Source organism: Dyadobacter sp. CY347 (genome assembly GCF_021502655.1).
GTDB lineage: Bacteria > Bacteroidota > Bacteroidia > Cytophagales > Spirosomataceae > Dyadobacter.
In genome coordinates this window covers 1-13,094 of sequence record NZ_JAKFFT010000006.1, presented here as the reverse complement: position 1 = coordinate 13,094, position 13,094 = coordinate 1, and the positions used below count along the sequence as shown (strand labels likewise).

General features: G+C 43.4%; 10 protein-coding genes and 1 rRNA gene. 5 read left to right on the top strand and 6 right to left on the bottom strand.

Annotated features, from left to right (window positions below):
• Position 1: 1 nt before the first annotated feature.
• From L0659_RS14995 to glyA, 4 genes are all read right to left on the bottom strand, one after another.
• Entirely contained in the window at positions 2-1,360 is a 1,359-nt protein-coding gene (locus tag L0659_RS14995; protein ID WP_235127135.1) for an aspartate kinase, read from the bottom strand.
• Positions 1,361-1,398: 38 nt separating this feature from the next.
• Positions 1,399-1,905 (bottom strand): 6,7-dimethyl-8-ribityllumazine synthase, encoded by a 507-nt coding sequence (ribH, locus tag L0659_RS14990; RefSeq protein WP_235127133.1) that lies wholly within the window; start codon positions 1,903-1,905, stop codon positions 1,399-1,401.
• 104 nt (positions 1,906-2,009) lie between these two features.
• On the bottom strand, positions 2,010-2,711 hold the full coding sequence (locus tag L0659_RS14985) for a tol-pal system YbgF family protein (protein ID WP_235127131.1): 702 nt from the start codon (positions 2,709-2,711) through the stop codon (positions 2,010-2,012).
• A gap of 133 nt (positions 2,712-2,844) precedes the next feature.
• The gene (glyA, locus tag L0659_RS14980; RefSeq protein WP_235127126.1) at positions 2,845-4,149 is read right to left on the bottom strand and encodes a serine hydroxymethyltransferase; all 1,305 of its coding nucleotides are present in this window, start codon (positions 4,147-4,149) and stop codon (positions 2,845-2,847) included.
• 214 nt (positions 4,150-4,363) lie between these two features.
• Between glyA and nagB the strand changes: the two genes are divergently transcribed.
• Positions 4,364-6,304 (top strand): glucosamine-6-phosphate deaminase, encoded by a 1,941-nt coding sequence (nagB, locus tag L0659_RS14975; protein WP_235127434.1) that lies wholly within the window; start codon positions 4,364-4,366, stop codon positions 6,302-6,304.
• A gap of 68 nt (positions 6,305-6,372) precedes the next feature.
• On the opposite strand, the gene L0659_RS14970 is transcribed toward nagB, so the two are convergent.
• Entirely contained in the window at positions 6,373-6,537 is a 165-nt protein-coding gene (locus L0659_RS14970) for a hypothetical protein (protein WP_169720018.1), read from the bottom strand.
• Positions 6,538-6,777: 240 nt separating this feature from the next.
• Between L0659_RS14970 and mutL the strand changes: the two genes are divergently transcribed.
• The 4 genes from mutL (at position 6,778) to dxs (ending at position 12,449) form a co-directional block, all read left to right on the top strand.
• Positions 6,778-8,664 (top strand): DNA mismatch repair endonuclease MutL, encoded by a 1,887-nt coding sequence (gene mutL, locus L0659_RS14965; RefSeq protein ID WP_235127124.1) that lies wholly within the window; start codon positions 6,778-6,780, stop codon positions 8,662-8,664.
• 55 nt (positions 8,665-8,719) lie between these two features.
• A complete protein-coding gene (locus L0659_RS14960) occupies positions 8,720-9,505 on the top strand; it encodes a rhomboid family intramembrane serine protease (RefSeq protein ID WP_235127121.1) in 786 nt (261 codons plus the stop codon).
• A 3-nt stretch (positions 9,506-9,508) separates the two neighbouring features.
• On the top strand, positions 9,509-10,426 hold the full coding sequence (locus L0659_RS14955) for a rhomboid family intramembrane serine protease (RefSeq protein ID WP_235127119.1): 918 nt from the start codon (positions 9,509-9,511) through the stop codon (positions 10,424-10,426).
• Positions 10,427-10,502: 76 nt separating this feature from the next.
• A complete protein-coding gene (dxs, locus tag L0659_RS14950) occupies positions 10,503-12,449 on the top strand; it encodes a 1-deoxy-D-xylulose-5-phosphate synthase (protein ID WP_235127118.1) in 1,947 nt (648 codons plus the stop codon).
• Positions 12,450-12,971: 522 nt separating this feature from the next.
• Here the strand turns inward: dxs and rrf are convergent.
• A 5S ribosomal RNA gene (gene rrf / locus L0659_RS14945) occupies positions 12,972-13,083 on the bottom strand.
• Positions 13,084-13,094: the final 11 nt, after the last annotated feature.

Sequence of the window (13,094 nt, the reverse complement as noted above, 5' to 3'; positions counted from 1 at the left end):
ATTATGGAGCTGTAAAAATGTCTTTCATTGCATCTTCGTAATAAAACAGGCGCTCATTCAGCACATTCAATGCCTCAGCCTTGTATTTGGAGTGAATAAGCAGTGATAAGTTGTGTTCCGATGCACCATACGAAATCATTCGTATAGGGATGTTTTTCATCGCATCCAGCACTTTTAACGCAATTCCCTCTTTATCCGCACTGAAATTTCCTACTATACAAATGATGTTCTGATCACGATCATGTTCTTCAAGGTCAGCAAATTCCCGCAGCTCGGCAGTGATTTGTTCCAGGTTCTCAGAATTGTCGATTGTCACGGAAACCGAAACTTCGGAAGTCGTGATCATATCGACAGGTGTTTTGTATTTTTCAAAAATTTCAAACACCCTACGAAGGAAGCCGTAAGCATTCAGCATACGGGTTGAATGTATATAAATTGCAGTAATGTTGTCCTTAGCCGCAATGGCTTTAATGTCACGGTCCGAAGTCTGGTTGGCGATTAATGTGCCCGGGGCTTCTGGCTGCATGGTGTTCTTCAACCTCACCGGAACACCACGAAGCTTGGCTGGCGTGATTGTACTTGGGTGCAAGATCTTTGCTCCGAAATAAGCCAGTTCTGCTGCCTCTTCAAATGTCAGCTCACGGATTGGGAAAGTTCTTTTTACAATGCGCGGATCATTATTATGCATTCCATCAATGTCTGTCCATATCTGGATCTCGTCTGCCCGAATGGCGCCACCGATCAGAGACGCCGTGTAATCAGATCCTCCTCTTTTCAGGTTATCAACCTCTTCACGCGGATTTCTGCAAATGAAACCTTGCGTAATGATGGTTTGCTTGTCTGTATATTGATTTAAAATCGTTACCAATTTGTCTTCAATCGTAGCCAGTTCCGGCTCACCGTCTGCATCAATGCGCATGAAATCGAGCGCAGGCAGCAATACAGAATTTTCTCCTTTTTCTTCCAGATATGCCTGGAACATTTTGGTGCTCAGGATTTCACCTTCGGCAACAAGTTCTTTTTCCTGTTTGATCGTAAAAGGCTTGATCCCCACCAGCGACTTAATGAAGCCAAACTCAGTTTCAACAATGTTCTTTCCTTCCTCTAAGCCTGCCTCGGTTGCATATAACTCGTTAATAAACAACAGATAATGCGATTTCAAATCTTCTATCAGCGAATTCGCTTTTGCATCATCATATGCCTTCGCAGCTTCGCCAATGGCAATAAGCGCGTTTGTAGAACCGGATAACGCGGACAAAACAACGATTTTGCGATTGGAGTCGCCGTTAAGAAGTTCGCGGATTGAATGCATGCGTTCCGGCTTTCCTACCGATGTCCCGCCAAATTTCCAGACTTGCATAATAATTTTGAATGAGTGAGTTTTGAATGAGTGAATGCTTAGTATGACCTTGCCGTGGCGATCTGATTCCAAAGGCCTAACATTTTGACAGCGGTTATAGCGGCTTCGTCGCCTTTGTTTCCGTGAACGCCGCCTGCGCGGTCTAATGCCTGTTCCATATTGTTGGGCGTCAGGACTCCGAAAATTACCGGCTTGCCTGATTTCAAACTAACATTGGTAATGCCTTGTGCCACAGCATGGTTAATGTAATCATTGTGCTTGGTTTCGCCCTGGATCACCACGCCTAATGCGATCACGGCGTCGATATCCCTGCGTTCTGCGAACCATTGCGCGCCTAATGTGAGCTCGAAGCTGCCCGGCACATTACCTCTTTCAATGTTCTCAGGAGTGGCCCCGTGATTAATTAATGTCTGGTAAGCTCCTTCGAAAAGCTTTTCGGTCACCTCTGTATTCCATTCGGCGACCAGGATACCAAACCTTTTTGAGCTAATGTCGGGCAGGCCTTCCGTTTTGAAAACACTTAAATTCTTATCAGCACTTGACATAATTGAAATCAGAGGATAGTTGAAAACATATGATTACTTGGGCAATAAAAAAGGATAAAACCTTTGTCGGCTTTATCCTTTTTAGAAACAGTAATGGTTAACCATTATTTGCCGACCTGTCCCTCTAATACACCCATGTATTTCTTCGCGTTTACCACTTCCGATGAAAGAGGAAACTCGTCGATAACACGTTTATATGTGGACACCGCGTCAGCAGGCTGGTTTGCTTTTTCCTGCGCGATAGCTAATTTCATTAAATAAACCGGCGTGAAGTATTCGTTTTTCTCATAATCCGCAGCCTTTTTGTAAAAAGATATAGCCTCAGCAGGTTGGTTTTTTTCAAGATATGCATCACCGATCAAAGATTGCGCACGCGCATGAACCAAAAGATCTGATGAACTGAATGATTGAAGATGGCTGATCGCATCATCATATTTTCCTTGCTTCAATAATGCAACGCCTGCATAGAAATTCGCCAAATTACTAGCGTCAGTTCCTTTATAAGAGTCAGCGATGGATAAAAGTCCTTCGTTACCACCGCTTCCGTTTAATGCTTTTTGTAATGAATCTGCCTCAAAATCGTAAACGACATTAGCAAGCGCATCCTGAGCTGTTCCTTCTTGTCCGTCGATGTAAAAGCGATATCCGGCAAAAGCGACAACTGCTAAAACAACCGCCCCCGCTATCCCTAAAACAATCTTGCGATTTTTAATAAAAAAAACCTCCGCTTTATTGATCTGGCCAGCTAATGCTTCCGGAGTTTCAATAATTTCAAGCCCGGATTCGTCCGTGTTTTTCTTGCTCATATCAATTAATTCGATTTTGGAGTGCAAAGTTATGAAAAGTAAACGAAATTTTATTGCTAAAAAACATCGGAATAAACAAAAAAAACAGCGCACCGGATAACCGATGCGCTGCCGCTATTTGAAATGCTAAATATCAGAGATACAACGGAAATTGTTTCATCCAGTTGTTGATCTCGCCTTTCACAGCTGCGATCTTCGCATCCTGATCATGGTTAACAAGCACAGTATCAATGAAATCCACAATGCGCTCCATATCCGTTTCTACCATTCCGCGAGTCGTAACAGCAGCTGTTCCAACACGGATACCGGATGTGATCATAGGTGATTTGTCGTCGAAAGGCACCATGTTCTTGTTAATGGTTATATCTGCCTTAATCAGTGTATTCTCTGCCAATTTACCTGTTAAGCCCGGATTTTGACCATTTTTCGTACGCAGGTCGATCAGCATCAAATGGTTATCTGTTCCACCTGAAATAATCCCGTAACCTTTATCTACAAATGCTTTGGCCATCGCCTGTGCATTCTTTTTCACCTGAACTGCATAATTGTAGTAACCCTCGCTCAATGCTTCTCCAAATGCAATCGCCTTAGCTGCAATGATATGCTCCAAAGGTCCGCCTTGTGTTCCTGGGAAAACACCCGAATCCAAAAGTGAAGACATGGTGCGCAGTTGTCCTTTTGGTGTTGTAATGCCAAATGGATTTTCAAAATCATTACGCATCATAATCACACCGCCACGAGGTCCGCGAAGGGTTTTGTGTGTTGTGGTTGTTACAATGTGGCAGTGATCGAACGGATCATTCAATAAACCTTTGGCGATCAAGCCCGCAGGGTGAGCAATATCAGCCATTAACAATGCACCAACCTGATCGGCGATCGAGCGCAAACGTGCGTAATCCCAATCGCGGCTATATGCGGAAGCGCCGCAAATCAATAGTTTCGGACGCTCTCTTACAGCAGTTTCTTCTACTTTATCCCAATCTATTAATCCCGTTTCCGCTTCTACCCCGTAAAATATAGGCTTAAAATACTTTCCAGAAATGTTAACCGGCGAACCGTGCGTCAGGTGACCACCGTGTGACAGGTTGAAACCCATGATTTTATCGCCCGGATTAAGGCAAGCAAGAAACACAGCTGTATTCGCCTGCGCACCCGAATGTGGCTGAACATTGGCCCAGGTTGCTCCGAAAAGCTCCTTCAAACGGTCAATTGCAATTTGTTCTATTTCATCTACAACCTCACAGCCACCATAATAACGCTTGCCTGGCAGTCCTTCTGCATATTTGTTAGTCAAAACGCTTCCAGCCGCTTCCATAACCTGTCTGGACGTGAAGTTCTCAGACGCGATGAGCTCGATGCCAGATTCCTGACGATGTTTCTCTCTATTAATAAGATCAAAAATGGTGGTGTCACGTTCAACGCTTGTGAGTGTAGACATGGGTTGTATTGGGAAAATGGTGTGATGATTTCGTAGATTTGGGTGCAAAAATAAGAATATTTCTGGATGCGTTTATTTTTTAAATTTTTTTAATAATATTCGTTTTGAGTTGTATTTTTGCTCCTGATTTCCTACCCTGTCTATTCATAAACTCTTAATAAATAACTTCAAGCATAATATGAGCCAGCAATCGGTGAATTCACAAACAATTTTGATGCAAGCTTCCAACAACGGGAAAGGAACACCCGGAACGATAGGACAGCCAATCACCTACGAAAAAATACCAACTCAGATTTTCGCCGATTCCAAAGAGGCTTCCAATGCAGTAGCAAGGGAAATCGCTGATTTGATCCGCCAGAAGCAAAAAGAGGGTAAGAAATGTGTTTTGGGCTTAGCGACTGGATCTTCACCAAAAACTGTTTATGCGATTCTCGTGCGCATGCACAGGGAAGAAGGTTTGAGTTTTAAGAACGTAATTTCATTCAACCTGGATGAATATTACCAAATGGAGCCGGAATCGATTTACAGTTACCACCGGTTCATGAAAGAGCAGCTGTTCGACCACGTTGACATTCCGAAAGAAAACTATTTTCTTCCGGACGGCACCGTTCCGCCAGCTTTGCTACGCGATTACTGCACATCTTATGAAAATAAAATAAATGCCGTTGGCGGCCTGGATTTCCAGCTTTTGGGGATTGGGGGAAATGGTCACATTGGTTTTAACGAACCGGGCTCGCTGATCAATTCACGCACGAGGCTGATCACGCTCGACCATTCAACCCGCGTTGCGGCAGGGATGGAATTTGGCGGATTGCATAATGTGCCCCGTAAAGCGATTACATTGGGTGTTGCGCCTATTTTGAATGCACGCCGCATTGTTCTTCTGGCTTGGGGTGAAAGAAAAGCTTCGGTGATCCGCGGAGCTGTTGAAGGTCCGGTGACGGAACTGAACCCCGCATCTTACTTGCAAGCACATCCGGACGTTTCTTTCGTTGTGGACGAAAGCGCGGCTTCCGAACTTACCCGCATTAAGACGCCATGGGCCGTTGACTCGGTGGTTTGGGATAATAAAATGATCAAAAAGGCGATCACTCATTTGTCGAGCTCGCTGAACAAGCCAATCCTTAAACTGACGGATAAAGATTACAATGATAATGGTATGAGCGATTTGCTGGCCCAATATGGTTCCGGCTATGAGATCAATATCAATGTATTTAACCAATTACAACATACCATTACGGGATGGCCGGGCGGTAAGCCTAATGCAGACGACACGCACCGTCCTGAAAGAGCGCAGCCATCCAAAAAGCGCGTGTTGATTTTCAGCCCGCACCCGGACGACGACATTATATCCATGGGTGGAACATTCCAGCGATTGGTGGATCAGGGACATGAAGTGCATGTGGCTTATCAAACTTCCGGTAACATTGCCGTTGCCGATGATGAAGCATTGCGTTTCATCGATTTCGTAGTTGACTTTAATAAAGGTTTTGGAATCGAGAGCCCGCAGGCAAACCAGCTTTTCCTGGATGCGAAGGAGTTTTTGAAACATACTAAGGACAGTGAGATCGACACGCCGGAGATCCGGAAAGTGAAAGGACTGCTTCGCCAGGGAGAAGCGAAGGCGACTTGCCGGTTCGTAGGCATACCCACCACCCAGGCGCACTTCCTCAACATGCCTTTTTACGAAACAGGAACGGTTCAGAAAAAACCGATTGGTGAAGAGGACATTAAGATCATTGAAAACCTGATCGAAGAAATTAAACCTCATCAAATTTATGCAGCAGGTGATTTCGCCGATCCGCACGGAACGCATAAAGTGTGCTGGGACGCTATTGAGGCTGCATTACAGCGTTCGAAACATAAAAACTTCATGAAGGATTGCTGGGTATGGTTATACCGCGGCGCATGGGCTGAATGGGATATCTATGAAATCGAAATGGCTGTTCCAATGAGCCCGGATCAGGTTTTGAAAAAACGTCAGGGGATTTTCAAACACCAGTCTCAAAAAGACGGCGTTGTGTTCCAGGGCGAAGATTCGAGGGAATTCTGGCAGCGTGCGGAAGAGCGTAACCGCGCAACTGCACATTTGTACGACGAACTTGGATTAGCGGAATACGAAGCGATGGAAGCTTTTGTGAGATGGAAATTCTAAGTTTTAATGATAAAAGCAAAAAGCCCGATGTTCACACACCGGGCTTTTTCTTGATATATGCTTTGGTTTTATAATTCCATATCCATCCACATTCGCTGGGCCATTTTTTCGACCATTTTTACAACGCCTTCGATAGCGCCGAAGATTATGCAGAGCGGCAGAATAATTGGCAAAAATATCAGCCACTGCAATGCCATCGTAAAGTTAAATCGTTTTGAAATTGGCGTTTTCATATCAGGTTCAGGTTATTAACATAGGAGTTTGATATCCCAAGTTAGCGTTTTTATTTATTCTCAACAAAGTAATTCTCTAAAAACGTTCTAAAAATGTAGAAAATTTTTATAAACAATGTAATTATTCTATTGTAGTTTCTACTAAAAGTCACCACTACAAGCTTGCTACCCGCCAAAATTGAACCCGCTCTTAAAAAAATTTTGTTTATTTGTTATAGTTAAATAAATCAAAATTCCGACATGCCGTCTTCCGACATCATACAATTATTACCAGATTCCATAGCCAATCAAATTGCCGCCGGCGAGGTTGTTCAGCGACCTGCATCGGTGGTGAAAGAGCTTATGGAAAATGCCATTGATGCGAAGGCGAACCATGTGCAGGTTATTTTGAAAGAAGCCGGAAGGACATTGATCCAGATCATAGACGACGGTTCCGGAATGTCTGAAACGGATGCCCGGATGAGCTTCGAGCGGCATGCTACTTCCAAGATCCGGCAGTCGGAAGATCTGTTCAGGATCAGGACAATGGGTTTTCGCGGCGAGGCGCTTGCGTCTATTGCCGCTATTGCGCAGGTCGAGCTCAGGACACGCCAGGAATTCGACGAATTAGGTACAATGATCCGGATCGACGGTTCGGAAATCAAGGCACAGGAAGCAGTGGCTTGTTTGAAAGGGACAAACTTGTCGGTTAAGAACCTGTTTTTTAATGTTCCTGCGCGACGGAACTTCCTGAAATCCAATTCGGTTGAAATGCGGCATGTTCTGGACGAATTTCAACGCGTTGCGCTAGCGCATCCACAGGTTGCTTTCACATTGCACCATAATGATACGGAGGTTTTCAACCTGCAATCAGGCAAGTTGGTGAAGAGGATTGTGGACATTTATGGCAAGAGTTATCGGGAGCAACTTGCTTTTTGCCAGGAAGATACGTCCTACATCAGCGTTCGGGGATACATTGGCAAACCTGAATTTGCCAGAAAGACACGCGGCGAGCAGTTCTTTTTTGTGAACGATCGCTATGTGAAGCATAGTTATATGCACCATGCGGTTATCAGCGCATTTGACGGCACTATTCCGGAAGGAAGCCATCCATTTTACGTCCTCTTCATTGAAATTGATCCTTCACACATTGATATAAACATTCATCCGACGAAAACGGAGATCAAATTTGATGACGAGAAGTCAGTGTATGCCATTGTAATGGCTGCGGTGAAAAAGGCTGTGGGCGTTTATAATTTATCTCAATCCATTGATTTTGATGATAATATTAATTTTCTGAACCCAACATCATCTGATCAAAACCATAATTTGATTCCAAGAACCGTTATGCCTGACTGGGCGGCGCAATCGAAAAAAAGCGAGGGCGGACAGTCCAGATCGAACCTTACCAATTGGAATAAACTCTTTGAAGGACTTCAAAATACAGAGGACCGTAACCGGGAGCTGGCTGCATTTGAAATTAACGCAACCACGGTGTCCAGGCCCTCTTTTCAGGAGCAGCCCAAAACCATTGCCAGCAAGATCAACAGAATGGCCTCGGAGGTTATTTCTGCGCCTGAAAGCGATGCAGTGCTTTTTCAGCTTCATAACCGATACATTCTTTCGCAAGTGAAGGACGGCATTATGTTAATCGATCAGAAGGCCGCTTATGAACGGATCCTCTACGAACGATATCGTAAGATGCTTACGAACCGAAATGGCGCTTGCCAGCAACTGCTTTTTCCGAAAACGATCAGGCTGACGCATTCGGATATGCAGCTTGTGAATGAGACGAAAAAAGAAATCAGAAGCCTGGGATTTGAATTTGATGAGTTTGGATCCAATGAGCTGATCATTCGGGGTATTCCGGCGGATTTACCGGAAGAAAGTGAGCAGGATCTTTTTGAAGAGTTGATCGAGCAACTTAAACAAAGCTATTCTGACCTTAAATTAAATAAACCGGAAAGCCTTTCACGTTCGTTGGCGAGACGTTTTTCGGTTCGCTATGCAGTGAAGCTTTCATTTGTCGAAATCCACACATTAATTGACCAGCTTTTTGCATCCACAGACCCTAACAGAACGCCCAGTGGAGAAGCAATCATTGTTTTGCTCACAATGGATAAACTTACCAGTATATTTAAAGCCTGACGAACAAAAATATAGGGTCATCAGTTATTGAATAAATCTTGATTAAACACAAAATATGTTATCCATAACCCCTACTGTCAAGAACTTACTTATTCTTAATATTCTCTTTTTTGTAGTCGATTCCTACATTTTTAATCTTACGAATGTCTTTGCGCTGCGGTCGTTGTTTTCTCCCGCATTTCTGCCTTTCCAGTTTGTAACATATATGTTCCTGCATGGAAGTTTCGGGCATTTGTTCAGCAATATGTTTGGTTTATTCATGTTCGGACCATTGCTGGAACGGGGTTGGGGACCTAAGAAATTTCTGTTTTTTTACTTTTTTACAGGCATAGGAGCAGGAATGCTTTTCACCGGGATTGATTATTTTGAAAACAACCAGGTTAGGCAGGCTGTTGAAATATTTACTCAAAATCCAACCCCGGACGGACTCGTGGATTTCATGAGCAAACATGCTGAAAGAATTTACGAAGCCAACCTTGATTTTTTAAATAAGTTTGAAGACAATCCAACAAATTCTGGCTACATTCAACAAAGTGTAGATTTCGTAAATTCTTATTATCAAAGTTTGATTAATACGCCTTTGGTTGGTGCTTCCGGAGCAATTTTCGGCATCCTAATGGCGTTTGGTTTATTGTTTCCGAATACTGAGCTTTTCCTCCTTTTTGTTCCGTTCCCGATTAAGGCTAAATATTTCGTTGCTTTTTACGGTCTGTACGAATTATACGCAGGATTTCAGAATGCTCAGTCAGACAATGTGGCGCATTTTGCACACATAGGAGGAATGCTATTTGCATATATATTATTGCGTTACTGGAATACGCAAAGAACAAATTTCTATTGAGAGATGAGCAATATTGTTGATGACGTAAAGAGGGAGTTTGCCAAATCAGAGAATGCACTTGTAAAGATAATCCTCGTTAATGTGGCGGTCTTCCTGACTTTGCTGCTATTAAAGATTATTCTGACTCTTTCTCAATCTGCAAATGTTTACAATGCAGTGATTAACACGGTGCAACTTCCTGCTGCAACCAATGAGTTTTTGTACAGGCCCTGGACGCTGATCACCTATTTTTTCACACACGATGATATTTTCCATATTCTGTTTAATATGCTCTTCCTTTATTGGTTTGGAAAGCTTATTGATGAATATCTGGGTGCAAAGCGCGTGATAGCGCTATATATGCTCGGTGGAATCGCGGGCGGATTGATTTACATTGTTCTTTATAATGCCTTGCCTTACTTCCAGGCCCATGTGGAAGGATCCAGAATGCTGGGTGCTTCGGCGGCGGCGTTTTCTGTGGCAGTAGGAGCTTCTACATTGCTTCCTAACTACACTTTCAACCTTATTTTCTTAGGGCCGATCAGGATAAAATTCATTGCACTTTTTTACATTATCCTTTCTCTTGCTCAAACTGTTGGTCCAAATGCCGGAGGTAATCTGGCACATTTAGGTGGTGCTTTTGTTGGGTATGTATTTATCAAACTGTTGCAAAGCGGAACGGACCTTGGCAAGCCGCTATATGCCGTTATGAATGTCTGGTCTCGGTTATTCCGTAAACGTCCTTCTATGCAGGTTACTTATCGCGAAAGACAAGTTTACCGAAGCACAAGTGTTTACTCGTCTGCATCATCGTCGGGAACAATTGAAATGCCTGATCAAACGGAAATTGACTCTATATTGGATAAAATTTCAAAATCGGGCTACGAAAGTTTGACGAGAGAAGAAAAGCAAAAGCTGTTCAAGGCAAGTCAGCAAAAATAAAGTCGGACTTAATGTCCTTATTTGCTTAATTTTGTCTGCATAAATTCCGCAAAAATTTGATTTCAAAAGCTTGAATATGCTTATAAAACCTGGGAAATTATTAGCTAAGATTGATTCCCCTGAGGACTTACGAAAGTTAGACAGTTCCCAGCTTCCACAAGTATGTAACGAATTACGTCAATATATCATTGATAATGTTTCCGTCTATGGCGGACATTTTGGTGCGAGCCTGGGCGTTGTTGAGCTCAGCGTCGCGCTTCATTATGTGTTCAATACACCGGACGATCAGATGGTTTGGGATGTAGGTCATCAGGCTTACGGTCACAAAATTTTGACTGGCAGACGGGATAATTTTCATTCCAACCGCACTTATGGAGGTCTTTCCGGCTTTCCGAGACGCAGTGAAAGCATTTACGATGCATTTGGAGTAGGGCATTCGTCTACTTCTATTTCGTCTGCATTGGGAATGGCAGTTGCATCCGCATTAGAGAAAAATTTCGAAAGACAACATATCGCCATTATAGGGGACGGCGCGATGACCGCGGGAATGGCCTTTGAAGGCATGAACCACGCCGGAGCAACAGATTCTAACCTGCTTATCATCTTGAATGATAATTGCATGGCTATTGACCCGAATGTTGGTGCGCTTAAAGAATATTTGACCGATATCACCACTTCTCAAACTTATAACAAGTTCAGGGACGAGGTTTGGAATATGCTTGGGAAGATGAGCAATTTTGGCAAAAGCGCTCAGGAGATCGTTTCCAAAGTAGAAACGGTTATGAAAACGGCCATTCTTCGTCAAAGCAATCTTTTTGAATCATTAGGCCTTAGATATTTTGGACCAATTGACGGCAATGATATTAGCCATCTTACGGAGGTTTTAAAAGACCTTAAAAGCATTCCGGGACCAAAATTATTGCATTGCCTTACTGTAAAAGGAAAAGGTTACGGTCCTGCTGAAAAAGATCAAACCAAATGGCATTCACCCGGGATTTTCGATAAGATCACCGGAGAAATTAAAATAAAGGTTTACGATCAGCCCCAAGCACCGAAATATCAGGATGTTTTTGGGAACACCATTGTTGAGCTTGCAAAGCAAAATCCAAAAATTGTAGGAGTAACGCCAGCCATGCCATCTGGTTCATCATTGAATATTATGATGGAGTTAATGCCGGAAAGAGCATTTGACGTCGGCATTGCTGAGCAGCATGCTGTAACATTCTCTGCCGGGATGGCAACTAGGGGCGAAGTTGTTTATTGTAATATATATTCAACTTTCATGCAACGGGCATATGATCAGGTTATTCACGATGTCTGCATTCAAGAGCTCCCGGTCATATTTTGTTTAGACAGGGCAGGATTGGTGGGCGCAGACGGGCCTACGCACCATGGGCTATATGACATCGCTTTTATGCGTTGCATTCCAAATATGGTTGTTTCTTCTCCGATGAATGAGCAGGAGCTCAGGAACCTGATGTACACTGCGCAGTTAGATTCTTTCCAATCGGGCAAACAAGCATTTACGATCAGATACCCGAGAGGATCAGGAGTTATGCCAAATTGGAATACTCCTTTTGAAGAGATTGAGATTGGGAAGGGCAGAAAACTGAAAAATGGTGAGGATCTTGCCCTCCTATCTTTCGGTCCGTTGGGAAATTATGCTTTGAAAGCTTGTGAACAGTTAGAACATCAAGGCATATCAGCCGCGTTATTTGACATGCGCTTCGCAAAGCCATTAGACGAAACCCTACTTCACCAAATATTTAAAACCTATAACAGAGTCATAACCTTAGAAGATGGCTGCTTACAAGGCGGATTTGGCAGCGCAGTGGTGGAATTCATGGCCGACAACGGTTATTCATCTACCATTAAACGACTAGGCATTCCAGACAGCATCATCGAACACGGCGAACCAAGCGAGCTTTACCGAGAATGTGGTGTAGACGAACAAGGCATTATCAAAACAGTTCACGAATTTATGGATACCAAGTCTTCTGCTAAGACTGTTGTTTTGAATTAGACTAGGCGATTATAGGAAGACGAAGGCTGCTAAATAAACTTAAGCGGCCTTTTTCTATTTGTGACCTCTTAAAATCAAATTGGAGGTTGATAAACAATTTGATCAAAGCGTATATATTAGCCCACAGCTGCGCAATAGATAAGCTTATCTTTTACGATTAAGACTCCTTATAGGCGCAAACTTTAAACATGAGAAAGCTGTATTTCTTCCAATCCCGGCTGTCATCATGGCGCCGCATTACATTATATATCCAAGATGTTTCGCAGAATACTCAATCAGAGAAACGAATGTAAATCTTCTAGCAGGAGCCCGTTGATGTTATTTCGGTCCTCGTATTAGTTGGGAGAGACTCCGTCCTAAATCGATAACTTTTGGTGCTGATCAACTTAGCCGGCCATACCTAACTTCTATGCTAGGGAGAGCAGGTACATACTTCGCCTCTCGGCCTGGTAAGCGGTAAACACGAGCTAATAGGCACAAAAAAAAGCCTCACATTTCTGGGAGGCTTTTAGATTAATGGTATTGTGGCGACTACCTACTTTACCAGGTTTGATCCAAGTATCATCGGCGGTTCTGGGCTTAACTTCTCTGTTCGGGATGGGAAGAGGTGAACACCAGGCCAATAGTCACCAACAAGGTCTTTGT